Here is a 19,808-nt window from a genome sequence, read left to right as displayed (position 1 = left end):
GCCCCCGCCGGCCCTCCCGCCCGGCGGGACCTCCGGCCCCGTGAAAGGACCGCTGTGCCCTCCCCCGCGAAGAGCACGGTGGCGCACCGTGAACGTGGTGGTACCGGAACACACGGAGGAACCGACATGCGGATGCCCGAGGTCGACGCGGCCCTCCTGGAGCGGTTGCTGTACTGCGCCGTCGCCGCGCCGTCGATCCACAACACGCAGCCCTGGCGCTTCGGCATGGACGCCGGCACCCGTGTGCTCCACGTCCGCGTGGACCGCGAGCGGTTCCTGCCGCACACCGATCCCCGGCGGCGCGCGCAGCACCTCTCCGTCGGCGCCGCCGTCTTCAACCTCCGCGTCGCCGCCGCGCACTTCGGGTGGGAGCCTCTCGTACGGCTGCTGCCCGACCCCACCGACCCCGACCTGCTCGCCACCGTGGGGCTCGGCGTGGCCGCGCCGGACGCGCGGCCCGAGTACCGGCAGCTCTACGACGCCGTCGCCCGGCGGCACACCAGCAGGCTGCCGTTCACCGGGCGGCCCGTGCCCGAGCACATCGTCGCGGAGATGGCCGCGGCGGCCCGCGCCGAGGGCGCGCATCTGGACATGCCCGACTTCGCCGGCACCCGGCGACTGCTCGGCCTGACCGCCGTCGCCGAGGACCGCAACGCTGCCGACCCCGCCCGTGCCGCCGAGGCCCGCACCTGGATCACTGCCCCGGGCGCGGCCGCCCCGTACGGCATCCCACTCACCTCCCTCGGCCCCCGGGACGTGTCCTCCCGGATGCCGATGCGGGACTTCACCGGCCCGCTGCCCGCCCTGCGCCTGCCCGCCCTCCGCTTCGAACGGCACGCTCAGGTGGCGTTGTTGTGGACCCCGCACGACCGGCGCGAGGACTGGCTGCGCGCGGGGCAGGCCCTGGAGCGCGCGTTGCTGGTGGCGACCCGGCACGGCGTGCGCACCTCGATACTGCACCAGGCGATGGAGTGGCCGGACCTGAGGGCGGCCATGAGGGGAGCCCGGCAGCGTTGCGCCCCGCACCTGCTGATCCGCTTCGGCTACGGACCGGACGGCGGCCGCACCCCGCGCGCCGCCGCCCGCCCGGCCGGCGCCGGAGCCGCCCGCGGGAGGCAGGGGCACGACGCCACCGGCGACGACGGCGCACCGCTCCCGTAGCGCACGACGTCACTCGCGCACGACTCCCGTGGCGCACGACGAGGCCCCGTTCCCGGGGAAGAGTTCCGGGAACGGGGCGTGCGCATGGCGGGGCGGGGCGCGGGTTCGGGTGCGCGCGCGGGGGCGGGCCGGAGCGGCCGGCCGCTCAGACCGCGCCGCGCAGGTCCGTCAGCTCCCGCCCGGTGACCATCGCGGCCTCGATGCGGATGAAGACGTCCTCCTGGATCGGCATCCAGGACTGCGGCCCGGTGCGCAGCAGGCGTTCGTGCTCCGCCGGATCGGTCACCGCCGAGGCCGGCCCGGTGACGACGACGCTCCAGCCGGAGTGGCTCACCGCGTCGAAGCTGTCCGCCTCGAAGGCCACCACGACACCGTCGACCGCACGGAGCAGGTCCGACCCCGCCGAGGTGCGCAGCAGCACCGAGGAGTCCCCGTCGAGGACGAAGTTCACCGGGAGCACCGCGGGGAGGGCGTGCCGGGTGTACACGATCCGGCCGACCGGCACCTCGGCGAGCAGCCGCAGGCACTCCTGCCGGTCCATCGTGCGAAAGACGTCGTTCTGCAACATCCCTCCATGCTTGCCGCGCCCGGTCCCGTGCGTAAGGGCCGGTCGGCCCTCATTCGCCGGCCGGGCCCGCCGGCCCGGCGAGACGGTCCGTCCGGTCCCGCCGAGGGGGCCGGACCGCCCGTGAGCAGGGGCCCTTCGGCCCTCCGCCCGCGGGCCTCCCACCTCCGACAGTGGGATGGGGCACCGGTTGGTGCGTGAGGGCCCCGCGGCCCGGGCACCCCGGGGACGTGACTACCCGCGTGAGTGAAGGGAAACGGGCATGCAGCAGCCGTCGAGGGCGATGAAGGACCGCCCGGCACCGGGTCCCGCGCCCGTGTCCGGGCGTGCGTGGCTGATGCTGGGCCTGGCCACCGTGGGCTTCGCCGTGAACTTCTGGGCCTGGGCGCTGCTCAGCCCGCTCGGCCCGCGCCTGAAGGACAGCCTGGAGCTGTCCTCCTTCCAGCAGTCGCTGCTGGTGGCCGTGCCGGTCGTCGTCGGCTCGCTGGGCCGGATCCCGGTCGGTGCCCTCACCGACCGCTTCGGCGGCCGAGTGATGTTCCCGCTCGTCTCGGCGGCGACCATCGTGCCGGTGCTCTACCTGGGCCTGGCCGGCCACTCCTCGCTCCCCGCCCTGCTGGCCGGAGGATTTTTCCTCGGCATCGGCGGCACCGCGTTCGCCGTCGGGGTGCCCTTCGTCAACGCCTGGTTCCCGCCCGAGCGGCGCGGTCTGGCCATCGGAGTCTTCGGCATGGGCATGGGCGGCACCGCGATCAGCGCGCTCACCACGGTCAAGCTGGTCGACGCGCACGGCATGGCCAATCCCTTCCTGCTCACCGCCGTCGTCCTCGCCGCGTACGCGGTACTGGCCGCCCTGCTGCTGCGGGACGCCCCCGGGCGGACCGTTCCGAGCGAGCCGCTCGGCCGCCGGCTCGCCGCGGTCTGCGCCCTGCCCCTGACCTGGCAGGCCTCGGCCCTGTACGCGGTGGCCTTCGGCGGATACGTCGCCTTCTCGGTCTACCTGCCCACCTATCTGAAGACCGGCTACGGCCTCGGCCAGGCCGACGCGGCGAACCGGATGGCCGGCTTCGTGCTGCTGGCGGTGGCGATGCGTCCGGTGGGCGGCTGGCTGTCCGACCGCATCGGCCCGGTGCGGGTGCTCACCGTGTCGCTCGGCGTGGTCTTCGCCGGAGCGCTCGTCCAGTCGTTCACCCCCTCGCTGGCCCCGACCGGCACGTTGGCCTTCCTCGCCATGGCCGCCGCGCTCGGCGCGGGCAGCGGCGCGGTCTTCGCCCTGGTCGCCCTGCTGGCACCGGGCGACCAGGTCGGCTCGGTCACCGGGATCGTCGGCGCCGCGGGCGGCCTGGGCGGCTTCCTGCCGCCGCTGGTGATGGGCTCGCTCTACGGCGCCTACGGGTCGTACGCGCTCGGACTGCTCCTGCTGGGCCTGGTCGCCGCGGCGGCCCTGCTCTTCACCGGCACCGGGGTGCGCACCGCCGTCACCCGCCGCACCACGCGGGTCCCGAAACCGCACTGAACCGGCCGCGGCCGGCGGACGAGAACAAGGCACGGAACGCACGAGCACCGACAAGACGGACGAGGAGGGCGCGAGCCATGTGCGAGTACTGCGGCTGCCAGGAGGTGGAGTCGATCGGCCGGCTCACCCGCGAGCACGACACGGTGGTGGACATGATCGGCCTGGTGCGGGGTGCCCACCGGGACGGTGACCTCACCCGGACGGCCGAGCTGGCCCGCCAGATCGCCGCCGTCCTCGCCCCGCACACCCAGGTGGAGGAACACGGCCTGTTCCCCGCCCTGGCCGACGACTTCCCCGAGAAGATCGCCGCGTTGGAGGAGGAGCACCGCGCGATCGAGGCGGTGCTCGCCGAGGCCGAGTCCGGCGTCCCCGCCGATCCCACCTGGCCCGGACGGCTCCTCGAGGCCCTGACCGTGCTGCGCGCGCACATCCTCAAGGAGCAGGACGGTGTCTTCCCCGCCGCCCTGGCCTTCCTGAGCACCGAACAGTGGGAGGCCGTGGAGGCGGTACGCGCCCGGGTGGGCGCGGCGGTGCCCGAGCCGTCGCCCTGACCGGCCCGCCGGGTCCTTCCCGCCGACCTCACCCCGTGCCGCCCGGTGCGCCCCCGCGCCGGGCGGCACGGACGTGCGTGCGAGGGAATCCTGGCTCCGCATGTGTCGATCGCGCGAGATGCGGTAAGCCAGGGGAAGAACCCCACAGGAGTGCGGCAAGGGACGAGTACGGCGAGCGAGCAACCTCGGGCGAAACCCGGGAGGGAGCGGCGCGGTGGGCACGAAGAGTGATCCGGTGCCGGAACGGGGCGGCGGAGCGGCACCACCCGGACTGGACGGCGAACTGACGGACGCGCTGGTCCGCTCCCGCCGGTACTTCACCCGGGCGGAGGTCTCCAAGGACCTGCGCACCCTGCGGAAGAAGGGTGGCCGGCGGGCGGACGACTTCTACCGGGACCGCTGGTCGCACGACAAGGTGGTGCGCTCCACGCACGGCGTGAACTGCACCGGCTCCTGCTCGTGGAAGGTGTACGTCAAGGACGGCATCATCACCTGGGAGGCCCAGCAGACCGACTACCCCTCGGTCGGCCCCGACAGTCCCGAGTACGAGCCGCGCGGCTGCCCGCGCGGCGCCGCGTTCTCCTGGTACACCTACTCGCCCACCCGGGTGCGCTACCCGTACGTCCGCGGCGTACTGCTGGCCATGTACCGGGAGGCCAAGGCCCGGCTGGGCGACCCGGTCGCGGCCTGGGCCGACATCGTCTCCGATCCCGAACGGTCCCGGACCTACAAGGCGGCCCGCGGCAAGGGCGGTCTGGTGCGGGCGAGTTGGGACGAGGCGGTGGAGATGGTGGCGGCCGCGCACGTGCACACCATCAAGGAGTACGGCCCCGACCGGCTGGCCGGCTTCTCGCCGATCCCCGCGATGTCGATGGTCTCGCACGCGGCCGGCGCCCGTTTCTACTCGCTGCTCGGCGGCGTGATGCTGTCCTTCTACGACTGGTACGCCGATCTGCCGGTGGCCTCCCCGCAGGTCTTCGGCGACCAGACGGACGTGCCCGAATCCGGGGACTGGTGGGACGCCGGCTACCTGATCATGTGGGGCTCCAACCTGCCGGTGACCCGCACCCCCGACGCCCACTGGATGGTCGAGGCCCGTTACCGCGGCCAGAAGGTCGTCGCCGTCTCCCCGGACTACGCGGACAACGTGAAGTTCGCCGACGAGTGGCTGCCCGCCCAGCCGGGCACCGACGGGGCCCTGGCCATGGCCATGGGGCACGTCGTGCTCAAGGAGTTCTTCGTCGACCGTCGCACGCCGTACTTCGAGGAGTACGTCAAGCGCTTCACCGACCTGCCTTTCCTCGTCGCCCTGGACGAGGTGGCGGGCGAGCCGGGCACGTACGCGCCGGGGAAGTTCCTCACCGCCGCCGACCTCGGCGGCGCCCACGCCGAGGCCGAACACCCCGAGTTCCGCACGGTGCTGCTCGACGCCGAGGGCCGTCCCGTCGTGCCCAACGGCACGCTGGGCGACCGGTTCGGCGAGGGCGGCGCCGGGAAGTGGAACCTCGAGCTGGGCGACATCGACCCGCTGCTGTCGGCCGAGGGCGGCGACGAGGCACCGGTCACCGTCCGGCTGCCCCGCTTCGACGCCCCGGACGGCGGCGCCGGACTGCTGCGGCGCGGGGTCCCGGTGCGTCGGATCGCCGGCCGCCCGGTGACGACGGTGTTCGACCTGCTGCTCGCCCAGTACGGGGTGGGCCGCCCGGGACTGCCCGGCCGCTGGCCCACGTCGTACGAGGACGCCGACGAGCCGTACACTCCCGCCTGGCAGTCCGCGATCACCGGGGTGGACGCGGAGCGGGCGGCCCGCATCGCCCGGGAGTTCGCGGCCAACGCCGAGGAGTCCCGCGGCCGTTCGATGATCGTCATGGGTGCCGGGACCAACCACTGGTTCCACTCCGACACCATCTACCGGGCCTTCCTCACCCTGACCACCCTCACCGGCTGCCAGGGTGTCAACGGCGGCGGTTGGGCCCACTACGTCGGGCAGGAGAAGGTCCGCCCGCTCACCGGGTACTCCGCGCTGGCCACCGCCTCCGACTGGAACCGCCCGGCCCGGCAGATGATCCAGACGGCGTACTGGTACCTGCACGGCGACCAGTTCCGCTACGACCCGTTCTCCGCGGACGCGCTGGCCGCGGCCGGGACGGAGGGACGGACCGGGAGGCCGGCCGGGACCGAGGAGCCGGCCGGTCACGACGGACGGGACGGAACCGCGACCGACGGACCGGACGGAGTCGCGGCCGACGGGGATGCGGCGGCCGGAGCCGACGGGCCGTCCGGGGCCGCGCCCGGCGGTCCGTTCGCCGGGCTGAGCACCGCGGACGTCATCGCCGCCTCCGCCCGCATGGGCTGGATGCCCTCCTACCCGACCTTCGACCGCAACCCGCTCGACCTCGCCGACGAGGCGGAGGCCGCCGGACGCCCCGTCGCCGAGCACATCGTGGACGAACTCACCTCCGGACGCCTGGGGTTCGCGGGCGAGGACCCCGACGCCCCGGAGAACTTCCCGCGCGTACTGACCGTCTGGCGGGCCAACCTGCTCGGCTCCTCCGCGAAGGGCAACGAGTACTTCCTCAAGCACCTCCTCGGCACCGACCACTCCGTGCGCGCCGCCGAGGCACCGCCCGAGGCCCGCCCCCGGGACGTGGTGTGGCGGGAGGAGGCGCCGACCGGCAAGCTCGACCTGCTGCTCACCCTCGACTTCCGCATGACCAGCACCACCGTCTTCTCCGACGTGGTGCTGCCCGCCGCCACCTGGTACGAGAAGCACGACCTCTCCAGTACCGACATGCACCCCTTCGTGCACGCCTTCAACCCGGCGATCGCGCCGCCGTGGCAGACCCGCACCGACTGGGACGCCTTCGTGACCCTGGCCCGCGCGTTCAGCACGCTCGCCGCCACCCACCTCGGGGTCCGCAAGGACGTCGTCGCCGCCCCGCTGCTGCACGACACCCCGGACGAGCTGGCCAACCCGCACGGCAGGGTGCGGGACTGGAAAGCCGGCGAGTGCGAGCCCGAGCCCGGCCGGACCATGCCGAAACTCCTCACCGTCGAGCGCGACTACGCGGCCGTCGCCGACAGGATGACCGCCCTCGGCCCGCTGCTCGACACCCTCGGCGCCACCACCAAGGGCATCACCTACAAGCTCGACAGCGAACTGGAGTACCTGCGGCACAAGAACGGCACCGTCCGCGGGGGAGCCGCGGCCGGCAGGCCCGCGCTCGCCCGCGACGTGCACGCCTGCGAGACCATCCTCGCCCTGTCCGGCACCACCAACGGACACCTCGCCACCCAGGGCTTCCACACGCTGGAGGCCCGTACCGGGACCCGGCTCGCCGACCTGGCCGCCGAGCACGAGGGCAAGCGGATCACCTTCGCCGACACCCAGGCGGCGCCCGTACCCGTCATCACCAGCCCCGAGTGGTCCGGTTCGGAGACCGGCGGACGCCGCTACTCCCCGTTCACCGTCAACGTCGAACGCGGCAAGCCCTGGCACACCCTCACCGGCCGCCAGCACTTCTACCTCGACCACGACTGGATGGCCGCCCTCGGCGAGCAACTCCCCGTCTACCGGCCACCGCTGAACATGCACGCACTGTTCGGCGAACCACGGATCGGGGAGACCGGCGAGCTCGGCGTCACCGTGCGCTACCTCACCCCGCACAACAAGTGGTCCATCCACTCCGAGTACCAGGACAACCTGTTCATGCTGTCGCTGTCCCGGGGCGGCCCCACCATCTGGATGAGCACCCAGGACGCGGCCAAGGTCGGGGTGCGCGACAACGACTGGATCGAGGCGGTCAACCGCAACGGCGTCGTGGCCGCCCGCGCCATCGTCTCGCACCGGATGCCCGAGGGCACCGTGTACATGTACCACGCACAGGACCGGCTGATCGACGTGCCCCGCACCGAGACCACCGGCCGCCGCGGCGGCATCCACAACTCCCTCACCCGGCTGCTGATCAAACCGAGCCACCTCATCGGCGGCTACGCCCAGCTCTCCTACGCCTTCAACTACCTCGGCCCGACCGGCAACCAGCGCGACGAGGTCACCGTCATCCGGCGCCGCACCGACCAGGAGGTGGAGTACTGATGTCCGGCGACAAAGCCCCCATCGGGCGCGTGATGGCCCAGATGGCGATGGTCATGAACCTCGACAAGTGCATCGGCTGCCACACCTGCTCGGTCACCTGCAAACAGGCATGGACCAACCGCACCGGCGTCGAGTACGTGTGGTTCAACAACGTCGAGACCCGCCCCGGCCAGGGCTACCCGCGCCGCTACGAGGACCAGGAGCGGTGGCGCGGCGGCTGGGAGCTGAACAAGCGCGGCCGGCTCTCGCTCAAGGCCGGCGGCCGGTTCAAGAAGCTGATCACCATCTTCTCCAACCCCGTCCTGCCCTCCCTGGACGACTACTACCAGCCCTGGACCTACGACTACGAGACGCTCACCAACGCCCCGCTGCAGGAGCACACCCCCGTCGCCCGTCCCAAGTCGCTGATCACCGGCAAGGACATGAGCATCAAGTGGTCGGCCAACTGGGACGACGACCTGGGCGGTTCGGCGGAGCACGGTGAGCAGGACGTCGTCCTCGGCGAGATCTCCGAGAAGATCAAGCTGGAGTTCGAAGAGACGTTCATGTTCTATCTGCCGCGCATCTGCGAGCACTGCCTCAACCCCTCCTGCGCGGCCTCCTGTCCCTCCGGCGCGATCTACAAGCGCGAGGAGGACGGCATCGTCCTCGTCGACCAGGACCGCTGCCGGGGCTGGCGGATGTGCGTCACGGGGTGCCCGTACAAGAAGGTCTACTTCAACCACCGCACCGGCAAGGCCGAGAAGTGCACCTTCTGCTTCCCTCGCGTCGAGGTCGGCCTGCCCACCGTCTGCTCCGAGACGTGTGTCGGCCGGCTGCGCTACATCGGGCTCGTCCTCTACGACGCCGACCGGGTCCTGGAAGCCGCCACCACCCCCGAGGACACCGACCTCTACGAGGCCCAGCGTTCCGTCCTGCTCGACCCGAACGACCCGGACGTGGTCGCCGCCGCCGAACGGGACGGCATTCCGCGCGACTGGATCGAGGCCGCCCGGCGCTCCCCGGTGCACGCCCTGATCAACACGTTCAAGGTGGCCCTGCCGCTGCACCCGGAGTACCGCACCATGCCGATGGTCTGGTACGTGCCCCCGCTCTCCCCGGTCGTCGACGCCGTGCGCGAGACCGGCCAGGACGCCGAGGACCACCGCAACCTCTTCGCCGCCGTCGACGCCCTGCGCATCCCCGTCGAGTACCTCGCCCAGTTGTTCACCGCCGGGGACCCGACCCCGGTCGACGCGGTGCTGCGTCGGCTGGCCGCCATGCGCGCCTACATGCGCGACATCAACCTCGGCCGCGAACCGGATCCCACCATCCCCGAGCGGGTCGGCATGGGCGAGGAGCAGATGTACGACATGTACCGCCTGCTGGCACTCGCCAAGTACGACGAGCGGTACGTCATCCCGCCCGCGCACGCCGAACAGGCCCACTCCCTGGAGGAGCTGGCCACCGAGTGCAGCCTCGACTACGAGGGCGGCCCCGGCATGGGAGGCTCCGGACCCTTCGGCGAGACCTCCGGGGGCGCGGCACCCCTCGCCGTGGAGAACTACCGCGCCCTGCGCGACCGGCAGACCTCCGACACCCCCGCCGCACCCGCCGGCAAGGGCACCCGCGTCAACCTCCTCAACTGGGACGGCAAGGGCTCACCGCCGGGTCTGTTCCCACCGGCGGAGCCGGGCGACGGCACGAGCGGGGACAGCGACGGGGAGGTCGAGCCGAAGCCGTGAAGACCACGAAGAAGAACATGAGGGCGACACTGCGGCCGGCGGGCCGGCCCGAGCCCTGGCACTCCTACGCCTGGCAGGTGCAGTCCCTGCTGCTCGGCTACCCCGACGAGGACTTCGCCGGGCACCTGGCCCTGGCCCGCCGCGCCGCGCCCGCCCTGCCCGCCCCTGTCCGCGACCCCCTGCTCGCCTTCACCGGGCACGCCGAGCGCACCCCGGCCGACGACCTGGCCGTCGCCTACGTCGCCACCTTCGACCACCGCAAGCGCTGCTGCCCCTACCTCACCTACTACGCCCACGGAGACACCCGCAAGCGCGGGATCGCCCTGCTCCGGCTCAAGCAGGCCTACGGCGCCGCCGGACTGCGTCCGGTCGAGGACGAACTCCCCGACCACCTCGCCGTCGTCCTGGAGTTCGCGGGCCTCGACCCGTCCGCCGGACACCGGCTGCTCACCGAGCACCGCGCCGGACTCGAACTCCTGCGCCTCGCCCTGCGCGCGGAGGACTCACCCTGGGCGCACCTGCTGCAGTCCGTCTCCGCCACGCTGCCACCGCTCAAGGGCGACGAGGAGGAAGCCGTCGCGCGGCTCGCCGCCGAGGGACCTCCGGGGGAACAGGTCGGACTCGCTCCGTACACGCCCCCGCAGTTCATGCCCGACCCCGCAGGAGGCCCGCGATGATCGCACACCCGCACGCCCTCGCCGCGGCACACCCGGCCACCGCCGCCGAGGCAGGTCCGGGCGGCGTCTTCCTGTGGGTGATCCTGCCCTACATCAGCCTGGCCTTCTTCGTCCTGGGCCACATCTGGCGCTACCGCTACGACAAGTTCGGCTGGACCACCCGCTCCTCGCAGCTGTACGAGAACCGGCTGCTGCGCATCGGCAGCCCGCTGTTCCACTTCGGCATCCTCGTGGTGCTGCTCGGCCACATCGGCGGGCTGCTGATCCCGGAGAGCTGGACCGACGCGGCCGGCATCAGCGAGCACACGTACCACGTGGGGGCCGTCGTCCTCGGCACGATCGCCGGGGTGTGCACGCTGGGCGGCCTCGCCCTGCTGATCTACCGGCGGCGCACGGTCGGCCCGGTGTTCTCCGCCACCACCCGCAACGACAAGGCGATGTACGTCTCGCTCACCGTGACCATCGCGCTCGGCCTGTCCGCGACGGTCGTCGCCAACATCGTGGGCGGGGGCTACAACTACCGGACCACCATTTCCCCCTGGTTCCGGGCGCTCTCCTACGGCGAGCCCGACGCGAACCTGATGACCGGAGTGCCGCTGCTGTTCCAGCTGCACGCGATCAGCGCGCTGATCCTGTTCGCCTTCTGGCCCTTCACCCGCCTCGTCCACATGCTCACCGCCCCCCTCGGCTACCTCACCCGCCCCTACATCGTCTACCGCAGCCGTGACGACCGGCTCGGCAACCGCCCGCCGCGGCGGGGCTGGGAACGCGTCGGCTGAACACCCGGGCCCGAGTGTGCGACGGGCCGGCCGGCGACGTGCACCGGCCGGCCCGCACACCGGGATCAGGCCAGGTCGAACCGGTCGAGGTTCATGACCTTGGTCCAGGCCGCGGCGAAGTCGCGCACGAACTTCTCCTTGGCGTCGTCGCTCGCGTAGACCTCCGCGAGGGCGCGCAGCTCGGAGTTGGACCCGAAGACCAGGTCCGCGCGGCTGCCGGTCCACTTGAGCTCGCCGGTGGCCGCGTCACGGCCCTCGAAGGTGGTCTGGTCCGCGGAGGTCGACTTCCACGCCGTGCCCATGTCGAGCAGGTTGACGAAGAAGTCGTTGGTCAGCGCGCCGGGGGTGGTGGTGAGCGCGCCGAGCTGCGACTGCTGGTGGCCCGCGCCCAGCACGCGCAGGCCGCCGACCAGGACGGTCATCTCCGGGGCGCTCAGGGTGAGCAGGTTGGCTTGGTCGATGAGGAGGTATTCGGCCGGGAGCCGGTTGCCCTTGCCGTAGTAGTTGCGGAAGCCGTCGGCGGTCGGCTCGAGGGCCGCGAAGGACTCGGTGTCCGTCTGCTCCTGCGAGGCGTCCACCCGGCCCGGGGCGAACGGCAGCTCGATCTCGAAGCCGCCCTCCTTGGCCGCGCGCTCCACGGCCGCGGTGCCGCCGAGCACGATCAGGTCGGCCAGCGAGACCCGCTTGCCGCCGGTCTGCGCGGAGTTGAAGGACTCCTGGATGCCCTCCAGGACGCGCAGCACGGACGCGAGCCGGTCCGGGTCGTTGACCTCCCAGCCGCGCTGCGGCTCCAGGCGGATGCGGGCGCCGTCGGCGCCGCCGCGCTTGTCGCTGCCGCGGAAGGTGGACGCCGAGGCCCAGGCGGTGGAGACCAGCTCGGCCACCGACAGCTCCGAGCCGAGGACGCGCTCCTTGAGGGCGGCGATGTCGGCGGCGTCGATCAGCTCGTGGGTGCGCTCGGGCAGCGGGTCCTGCCACAGCAGCGTCTCGGCGGGCACCTCCGGGCCGAGGTACAGCGACTTCGGGCCCATGTCACGGTGCGTCAGCTTGTACCAGGCCCGCGCGAAGGCGTCGGCGAACTCGTCCGGGTTCTCCAGGAAGCGGCGCGAGATCGGGCCGTAGACCGGGTCGAAGCGCAGCGCCAGGTCGGTGGTCAGCATCGTCGGCTGGTGGGTCTTGGAGGGGTCGTGGGCGTCGGGGACGGTGCCGGCCCCGGCGTTGTCCTTCGGCCGCCACTGGTTGGCCCCGGCGGGGCTCTTGAACAGCTCCCACTCGTAGCCGAAGAGGATCTCGAAGAAACTGTTGTCCCAGGTCGTCGGGGTGTTGGTCCAGGTCACCTCGAGACCGCTGGTGATCGCGTCGCCGCCCTTGCCCGAACCGTGGGCGTTGCGCCAGCCGAGACCCATCTCCTCCAGGCCGGCCGCCTCCGGGTCCGGGCCCACGTTGTCGGCGGGGCCGGCGCCGTGGGTCTTGCCGAAGGTGTGGCCACCCGCGATCAGGGCGACGGTCTCCTCGTCGTTCATCGCCATCCGGCGGAAGGTCTCGCGGATGTCGCGGGCCGAGGCGATCGGGTCCGGGTTGCCGTTGGGACCCTCGGGGTTGACGTAGATGAGGCCCATCTGGACGGCGCCGAGCGGGCTCTCCAGGTCGCGGTCACCGGTGTAGCGCTCGTCGCCGAGCCAGGTGGTCTCGGGACCCCAGTACACGTCCTCCTCGGGCTCCCACACGTCCTCGCGGCCGCCGGCGAAGCCGAAGGGGGTGAAGCCCATCGACTCCAGGGCCACGTTGCCGGAGAGGACCAGCAGGTCCGCCCACGACAGGGCCTTGCCGTACTTCTTCTTCACCGGCCACAGCAGACGGCGGGCCTTGTCGAGGTTGGCGTTGTCCGGCCAGCTGTTGAGCGGGGCGAAGCGCTGCTGGCCGGAGCCGGCGCCGCCGCGGCCGTCACTGATCCGGTAGGTGCCGGCGCTGTGCCAGGCCATGCGGACGATGAGCGGGCCGTAGTGGCCGAAGTCGGCGGGCCACCAGTCCTGCGAGGTGGTCAGCACCTCGGCGATGTCCCGCTTCACGGCGGGCAGGTCGAGGCCCTGGAACGCCTCGGCGTAGTCGAACTCCTCGCCCATCGGGTTCGCCACGGCGGGGTTCTTGGCGAGCACCTTCAGGTTCAGGCGCTCGGGCCACCACTGGCGGTTGCCACCTCCCTGGGTCGGATGCGGGGCGCGCGTGTGCGCGACCGGGCAACCGCCGCTCTCGCCCTCCGTCTTCGGGTCCGTGACGATCGCGTCGTGGTTCTCAGACATGTAAATCCTTCCGAACTGGGGGAATCACTGTGCAGAACTGTGGGCGGTGCGAGCGGTGGAACAGCGGGGGCACAGGCCCCAGTAGAGGACCTCGGCCTCGTCGACCGCGAAGCCGTGGTCGTCGGAGGCGGTCAGGCAGGGCGCGTGGCCGACGGCGCAGTCCACGTCGGCCACGACCCCGCAGGACCGGCACACGAGATGGTGGTGGTTGTCACCGACCCGCCCCTCGAACAGCGCGGGGCTGCCCGGTGGTTCGAGCCGGCGGACGAGTCCCGCCGCGGTGAGCGCGTGCAGGGCCTCGTAGACCGCCTGGAGCGAGATGTGGCCCACGCGTGCGCGCACTCCGGTCGCCAGGGCCTCGACGCCGAGGTGGTCGCCCTCGCGCACGGCGTCCAGCAGCGCGACCCGGGCGGCCGTCACGCGAAGGCCCACGCCGCGCAGTTCCTCCGCGGTCGTCTCTGGCCGGGATGCGGTCATGGCGGCGAACCTACAGCCGTAAAGACGACGGATTCAAGAAAACGAGGAGTGAAAGTTTGACGGTTCCCCCGGTCGGCCGGATTCGTACCGTCCCGCGGCCCCACCGCCGCCCGGGGGCCGGAGGGGGGCGTCCGCCCTGGGTCCGGCCCGGGGCCGTCAGGGCGCTTTCGGCCCTGGTGCCCGTGCGCGCAGTCCGTCCATCACCAGGTCCAGCAGCCGGGTCGTGCGCGTCTCCCAGGCGTCGTCGGGCGGGGAGGTCCACAGCCCGGAGACGGCGAGCATGAAGTCGTCGCTGTCGACGTCGGTGCGGACGGTTCCCGCCTTCTGGCAGGCGCGGAGCAGCAGGTCGGCGGCGGCCATCATCGGGGTGGGGGCCGGCCGCGCGGGGCTGCCGGGACCGCTGGTGGCCAGGCGTATCGCCTCGGCCAGACCGGCCTTGGTCCTCGCGAACCGGGCGACCCCGTCCATCCACTCGCGCAGCGCCCGGTCCGGTTCCCGTTCCGCCAGCAGGCGGGGCGCGTCGTCCGCGACCTGCTGCATCTCGTGGCGGTAGATCTCCAGGACGAGGGACTCGCGGTTGGGGAAGTTGCGGTAGAAGGTGCCCTGTCCGACACCCGCCTCGCGGGCGATGAGACTGAGCGGCACATCCGCGCGGCGGGTCAATTCGACGATCGCCACCTCCAGGATGCGCTCGCGGTTGCGCTGCGCGTCCGAGCGCAGGGGAGCGTCCTTCCGCTGTCCCATTCGTCCTCCCCCTCGGGTGCGTTGTGGGGGGCAGCCCTTGCTAAGCGGACAGCTGTCCGGTAGCTTCCCCGTTACCGGACAGCTGTCCGGTTGGCCCATGCTACCGGTGGGCGGCGATTTCGCGCCATGTCGGGCCCCATGTCCGGCACACCGCGCCCGCCCCGACGCGTCCCGACCCGATGTCGTCCTGCGACAAGTATTCCTCCCTCCCTGCGCCTTCCTCACCCCCTGTGCCCCTTGCCGACGTGTTTCGCGTACACGAAAGAAGCTGACCATGGCACCCACGACGTCCAGCGCCATCACCCTGAAGATCAATGGCCAGAATTACCCGCTGACCGTCGACCACCGCACCACCCTGCTCGACGCCCTGCGTGAGCGGCTCGACCTCACCGGCAGCAAGAAAGGCTGCGACCACGGACAGTGCGGTGCCTGCACCGTCCTGATCGACGGACGCCGCGAGGTGTCCTGTCTCAATCTCGCCGTGGCGGCGGAGGGACGTGAGATCACCACCGTCGAAGGGCTCGCCCGCGGCGATGAGCTGCACCCCGTGCAGCAGGCCTTCCTCGACCTCGACGGCTACCAGTGCGGCTACTGCACCCCCGGGCAGATCTGCTCGGCGGTCGCGGTGATCGAGGAGCACGCGGCCGGCTGGCCGAGCGCCGTCACCGGCGACGTACGCCCCGAGGCCGGGCCACCACCGCTCAGCGCCGAGGAGATCCGGGAGCGGATGAGCGGCAACCTGTGCCGCTGCTCCGCCTACGTCTCCATCGTCCAGGCCGTCTCCCGCGCGGCCGACACCACCGCCGGGCAGCGGCGGACCGAACCGGCCGGCACCGAGCCCCTCGGCTCCGGCGACACCGGCCGCACGGCGGACGCGGAGGCGGCGGCATGAAGGAGTTCGCCTACCAGCGCGCCGAGGACGTCTCCGGCGCCGTCGCCCTCCTCGGGGCCGACCCCGACGCCCGCTTCCTCGGCGGCGGCACCAACCTCGTCGACCTGATGAAGTCCGGTGTGGAACGCCCCGGACGCCTCGTCGACGTGCGTCAACTCCCCCTGGGCGCCATCGAGTCGACGCCGGAGGGCGGTCTGCGCATCGGCGCCACCGTCACCAACAGCGACCTCGCCGCCCACCCCGAGGTCCGCCGCCGCTACCCGCTGCTCACCCAGGCCGTGCTGGCCGGTGCCTCCGGGCAGCTCCGCAACATGGCCACCGTCGGCGGCAACCTGCTCCAGCGCACCCGCTGCGGCTACTTCGCCGACGTGACCAAGCCCTGCAACAAGCGGGAGCCCGGCACCGGCTGCCCCGCCCTCGAGGGCGAGCACCACAACCACGCCATCCTGGGCGCCTCCGAGCACTGCGTCGCCACGCACCCCTCGGACATGGGCGTGGCGCTGACCGCGCTCGACGCCGTCGTCACCTACGAGACCGCCGACGGTCCCGGTGAGCTGCCGCTCGCCGACTTCTACCTGCCCGTCGACGACACCCCGCACCGCGAGACCGCCCTGCCACCGGGCGCCCTCATCACCGGCGTCACCGTGCCGCCCGCACCGGTCGCCGCCCGCTCCCGCTACCGCAAGGTGCGCGAACGCGCCTCGTACGCCTTCGCCATCGGCTCCGTCGCCGCCGCGCTCGACGTCTCCGACGGGGTCGTGCGCGAGGTGCGGCTCGCCTTCGGCGCCGTCGCCTCCCGCCCCTGGCGGGCCCGCGCCGCCGAACGCGCGCTCACCGGGGCACCGGCCGAGGCGGAGAACTTCGCCGCCGCCGCGGACGCCGAACTGGCCGCCGCCCGGCCGCTGCGCGACAACGCCTACAAGGTGACGCTGATGCGCAACCTCGTGGTGGCCGTACTCACCGAACTCGCCGAGGAGGCCGCCCGATGACCACCGCCACGACCGGCCGCACGACACCGAAGGGTGTCGTCGGCACCGCGCACACCCGGGTGGAGGGCGTCGAGAAGGTCACCGGCGCCGCCCGCTACGCAGGCGAGATCCCCTTCGCCGACCTCGCCCACGGCTGGCTGGTGCTCTCCACCGTCGCCCGCGGCCGGATCATCTCCGTCGAGGACGGGCCCGTTCTCGCCATGCCCGGCGTGCGCGCCGTGCTCCACCACGGCAACGCGCCGCGGCTGGAGACCCACTTCCAGGGGGTGATCGGCCCGCCGGACCCGACCACGACCCTCTTCCAGAACGACCGGGTGGCCCACCTCGGCTGGCCGGTCGCCCTCGTCGTCGCCGAGACCTCCGAACAGGCCCGCGAGGCCGCCGAGTCGCTCCTCGTGCACTACGAGGAGGAGCCGCACGACGTCGACTTCCGTGGTGACCGCCCCGAGGCGTACCCGGTGGACGGCTTCGCGCCGGGCGTGGTCGAGAAGGGCGACCTCGAGGCCGAACTCGCCGCCTCCGCACACGTCGTGGACGCCCACTACACCACGCCCGAAGAGCACCACAGCATGATGGAGCCGCATGCCGCGGCCGCCCGCTGGGACGGCGGCCGGCTCGAGATCGTCGACTCCAACCAGAGCACCACCTGGGTGCAGAGCGACCTCGCCCAGATGTTCTCCCTCGAACCGAGCGCGGTCCGGGTGCGCTCGGAGCACATCGGCGGCGGCTTCGGCAGCAAGGGCGTGCGCGTCCACCAGGTCGCCGCGGTCATGGCCGCCACCGTCCTGCAGCGTCCGGTGCGCGTGGTCCTGACCCGCCGCCAGATGTTCCCGCTCACCGGCTACCGCAGCCCCACCTCGCAGCGGGTGCGGCTGGGCGCCGACGCCGAGGGGCGGCTGCGCGCGCTGGAGCACCGCTCCGTCAGCCAGACCTCCACCGTGCACACCTTCGTCGAGCCGAGTGCCGGCGTGCCTCGCGTCATGGTCGACGCCCCCGCCCACCACACGGCCAACCTCGTCGTCCCCCTCGACGTGCCGACCCCCACGTTCATGCGGGCGCCCGGCGAGGCCCCCGGGTCCTTCGCGCTGGAGTCGGCACTCGACGAACTGGCCGAGAAGTGCGGCCTCGACCCGATCGAACTGCGGGTGCGCAACGAACCCGAGCGCTCCCCGGTCTCCGGGCAGCCGTTCGGCGCCCGCAACCTGCTCGCCTGCTTCCACGAGGGCGCCCGCCGCTTCGGCTGGGCCGACCGCGACCCGCGCCCCGGCGTGCGCCGCGAGGGCCGCTGGCTGCTCGGCACCGGAGTGGCCGGCGCCTCCTTCCACGCGGGAGCCGGTCCCTCCACGGCGCTGGCGACGGCGGAAGCGGACGGCAGCTTCACCGTGCGGATCTCCGCGGCCGACATCGGCACCGGCGCCCGCACCGCGCTCACCCTGGTCGCCGCCGACGCCCTCCGCGTGCCGGTGGACCGGGTGCGGGTGCACATCGGCGACAGCGACTTCGGTCCCGCGATGTTCGCCGGCGGCTCGATGGGCACCCGCTCCTGGGCCTGGGCGGTCGACGCGGCCGCCGAGGAACTGCGCGAGCGGCTCGCGCTCGGCGCCACCATCCCGCCCGAGGGGATCACCGTGCGCTCGGACACCACCGATGCGGTCCGCCGGCTCGCCCAGACGGAACGCCACTCCTACGGCGCGCAGTTCGCCGAGGTCGCCGTTGACACCGCCACCGGCGAGGTCCGGGTGCGCCGCATGCTCGGCATCTTCGCGGCCGGCCGGATCGTCAACCCGCTCACCGCCCGCAACCAGCTCGTCGGCGGCATGATCTGGGGCATCTCCATGGCCCTGCACGAGGAGGCGGTACGGGACCGGGCCAGCGGCGGCCTGTACGGGGGCGATCTCGCCGGCTACCACGTCGCCACGCACGCCGACGTGCCGCTCGTCGAGGCCGACTGGGTCGAGGACCACGACCCCGACGACCCGGTCGGCATCAAGGGGGTCGGCGAGGTCGGCGTCGTGGGCGCCGCGGCGGCCATCGCCAACGCCGTCCGGCACGCCACCGGCGTCCGCCACCGGCACCTGCCCATCCGCCCGGACCGGGTCCTGATGGCGCGGGAAACGGGAGCGACGCATGCTTGACCTCGCCGAGGAACTGCACGAGTGGCTCGCGGAGGGCCGGGAGTTCGCGGTGGCCACCGTGGTCTCCGTCGGCGGCAGCGCGCCGCGCGGCCCCGGAGCCGCCCTCGCCGTCGACCGCGAGGGCACGGTCATCGGCTCCGTCTCCGGCGGCTGCGTCGAGGGCGCCGTCTACGCACTCTGCCAGGAGGCGCTGGCCGAGGGCGGCACCGTCGTCCAGCGGTTCGGCTACAGCGACGAGGACGCCTTCGCCGTGGGCCTGACCTGCGGCGGGGTGCTCGACATCATGGTCACCCCGGTCGGCGCCGACGCCCCCGCGCGGGACGCCCTGCGCACAGCGCTGGCCGCGGCCGCCTCCGGGACCCCGGCCGCTCTGGCCCGGGTCGTACGGGGGCCGGCCGAACTCCTCGGCCAGGTCCTGCACGTGGACTCCGAGGGGGCGTACCGGGGCGGACTGGGCGGCCACCCGGACCTCGACCGCACGGCGGCGGACCAGGCCCGGGCCCTGCTGGACGCGGGCCGCACCGGCACGGTCGAGGTCGCCGAGGACGGCAGTCACTGCCCGGGCGGACTCACCCTGCTGGTCGAGTCGAGCGTGCCGCCGCCCCGGATGATCGTCTTCGGGGCGATCGACTTCGCGGCGGCCCTGGTCCGGGCCGGCAAGTTCCTCGGCCACCACGTCACCGTGTGCGACGCCCGCCCCGTATTCGCCACCCGGGCCCGCTTCCCGGAGGCCGACGAGGTCGTCGTGGACTGGCCGCACCGCTATCTGCGGAGCACCGGGACGGACGCCCGCACCGTGCTGTGCGTGCTCACCCACGACGCCAAGTTCGACGTGCCGCTGCTCGTGGAGGCACTGAGCCGGCCGGCCGCGTTCATCGGCGCCATGGGCTCGCGCCGCACGCACGCCGACCGCGAGCGCCGGCTGCGCGAGGCCGGCGTCACCGAGGCGCGGTTGGCACGGCTGCGGTCCCCGATCGGCCTGGACCTGGGCGCCCGCACCCCGGAGGAGACGGCGCTGTCCATCGCCGCCGAGATCGTCGCGGCGCGGCGGGGCGGCAGCGGTCTGCCGCTCACCGGCTCGGGAGTACCGATCCACCGGGACAGGGACCGGGAGGGGGACCCGGTGCACGAAGGGAGGACCGCCGAGGCGGCGTGAGGGGAGGGCGCGGGGAACTGTGCGGCCCTGTGGGACGTCCATGCAA

General features: G+C 72.9%; 15 protein-coding genes. 11 read left to right on the top strand and 4 right to left on the bottom strand.

Features of this window, described 5'->3' with window-relative positions; translation table 11 throughout:
- Nucleotides 1-126: 126 nt before the first annotated feature.
- Entirely contained in the window at nucleotides 127-1,161 is a 1,035-nt protein-coding gene (locus tag OHB09_RS03850) for an Acg family FMN-binding oxidoreductase (protein WP_167794532.1), read from the top strand.
- 145 nt (nucleotides 1,162-1,306) lie between these two features.
- On the opposite strand, the gene OHB09_RS03845 is transcribed toward OHB09_RS03850, so the two are convergent.
- Nucleotides 1,307-1,729, bottom strand: coding sequence for a pyridoxamine 5'-phosphate oxidase family protein (locus OHB09_RS03845; protein WP_040897264.1), 423 nt, complete (start codon nucleotides 1,727-1,729; stop codon nucleotides 1,307-1,309).
- A gap of 259 nt (nucleotides 1,730-1,988) precedes the next feature.
- On the opposite strand from OHB09_RS03845, the gene OHB09_RS03840 reads away from it, so the two are divergent.
- The 6 genes from OHB09_RS03840 to narI all read left to right on the top strand — a co-directional run bounded on the left by OHB09_RS03840 (nucleotide 1,989) and on the right by narI (nucleotide 11,069).
- Nucleotides 1,989-3,242 carry an MFS transporter gene (locus OHB09_RS03840; protein ID WP_240964131.1) on the top strand — a complete coding sequence of 418 codons (1,254 nt, stop codon included), beginning with the start codon at nucleotides 1,989-1,991 and terminating at the stop codon, nucleotides 3,240-3,242.
- Nucleotides 3,243-3,319: 77 nt separating this feature from the next.
- The gene (locus OHB09_RS03835; RefSeq protein ID WP_006144385.1) at nucleotides 3,320-3,793 is read left to right on the top strand and encodes a hemerythrin domain-containing protein; all 474 of its coding nucleotides are present in this window, start codon (nucleotides 3,320-3,322) and stop codon (nucleotides 3,791-3,793) included.
- 214 nt (nucleotides 3,794-4,007) lie between these two features.
- Entirely contained in the window at nucleotides 4,008-7,889 is a 3,882-nt protein-coding gene (locus tag OHB09_RS03830; protein ID WP_191852604.1) for a nitrate reductase subunit alpha, read from the top strand.
- A complete protein-coding gene (gene narH / locus OHB09_RS03825; protein WP_328921607.1) occupies nucleotides 7,889-9,613 on the top strand; it encodes a nitrate reductase subunit beta in 1,725 nt (574 codons plus the stop codon). The genes OHB09_RS03830 and narH overlap by 1 nt, the downstream gene beginning before the upstream one ends.
- On the top strand, nucleotides 9,610-10,290 hold the full coding sequence (gene narJ, locus OHB09_RS03820) for a nitrate reductase molybdenum cofactor assembly chaperone (RefSeq protein WP_234528147.1): 681 nt from the start codon (nucleotides 9,610-9,612) through the stop codon (nucleotides 10,288-10,290). The genes narH and narJ overlap by 4 nt, the downstream gene beginning before the upstream one ends.
- Nucleotides 10,287-11,069 carry a respiratory nitrate reductase subunit gamma gene (narI, locus tag OHB09_RS03815; protein ID WP_006144391.1) on the top strand — a complete coding sequence of 261 codons (783 nt, stop codon included), beginning with the start codon at nucleotides 10,287-10,289 and terminating at the stop codon, nucleotides 11,067-11,069. The genes narJ and narI overlap by 4 nt, the downstream gene beginning before the upstream one ends.
- Nucleotides 11,070-11,134: 65 nt before the next feature.
- Here narI and katG read toward each other — a convergent pair whose 3' ends face one another.
- The 3 genes from katG to OHB09_RS03800 all read right to left on the bottom strand — a co-directional run bounded on the left by katG (nucleotide 11,135) and on the right by OHB09_RS03800 (nucleotide 14,590).
- A complete protein-coding gene (gene katG / locus OHB09_RS03810) occupies nucleotides 11,135-13,369 on the bottom strand; it encodes a catalase/peroxidase HPI (RefSeq protein WP_328921606.1) in 2,235 nt (744 codons plus the stop codon).
- A 24-nt stretch (nucleotides 13,370-13,393) separates the two neighbouring features.
- Nucleotides 13,394-13,846 carry a Fur family transcriptional regulator gene (locus OHB09_RS03805; RefSeq protein WP_328921605.1) on the bottom strand — a complete coding sequence of 151 codons (453 nt, stop codon included), beginning with the start codon at nucleotides 13,844-13,846 and terminating at the stop codon, nucleotides 13,394-13,396.
- 156 nt (nucleotides 13,847-14,002) lie between these two features.
- Nucleotides 14,003-14,590: a TetR/AcrR family transcriptional regulator gene (locus tag OHB09_RS03800; RefSeq protein ID WP_006144399.1), complete on the bottom strand. Its 588-nt coding sequence runs from the start codon at nucleotides 14,588-14,590 to the stop codon at nucleotides 14,003-14,005.
- 274 nt (nucleotides 14,591-14,864) lie between these two features.
- On the opposite strand from OHB09_RS03800, the gene OHB09_RS03795 reads away from it, so the two are divergent.
- The 4 genes from OHB09_RS03795 to OHB09_RS03780 are packed head-to-tail and all read left to right on the top strand — an operon-like array spanning nucleotide 14,865 to nucleotide 19,762.
- Complete coding sequence (locus OHB09_RS03795) at nucleotides 14,865-15,482, top strand: (2Fe-2S)-binding protein (RefSeq protein ID WP_006144401.1); 618 nt, start codon at nucleotides 14,865-14,867, stop codon at nucleotides 15,480-15,482.
- Entirely contained in the window at nucleotides 15,479-16,471 is a 993-nt protein-coding gene (locus OHB09_RS03790) for an FAD binding domain-containing protein (RefSeq protein WP_328921604.1), read from the top strand. The genes OHB09_RS03795 and OHB09_RS03790 overlap by 4 nt, the downstream gene beginning before the upstream one ends.
- Nucleotides 16,468-18,606 (top strand): xanthine dehydrogenase family protein molybdopterin-binding subunit, encoded by a 2,139-nt coding sequence (locus OHB09_RS03785; RefSeq protein WP_328921603.1) that lies wholly within the window; start codon nucleotides 16,468-16,470, stop codon nucleotides 18,604-18,606. The genes OHB09_RS03790 and OHB09_RS03785 overlap by 4 nt, the downstream gene beginning before the upstream one ends.
- A complete protein-coding gene (locus OHB09_RS03780; protein WP_319349881.1) occupies nucleotides 18,599-19,762 on the top strand; it encodes an XdhC family protein in 1,164 nt (387 codons plus the stop codon). Before OHB09_RS03785 ends, OHB09_RS03780 begins: the two co-directional genes overlap by 8 nt.
- The last annotated feature ends 46 nt before the right edge of the window (nucleotides 19,763-19,808 follow it).

Source organism: Streptomyces griseoaurantiacus, from assembly GCF_036189845.1.
Taxonomy (GTDB): domain Bacteria; phylum Actinomycetota; class Actinomycetes; order Streptomycetales; family Streptomycetaceae; genus Streptomyces; species Streptomyces griseoaurantiacus.
The sequence above is the reverse complement of the archived record's forward strand: the minus strand, read 5'-3'. Positions and strand labels throughout refer to the sequence as shown.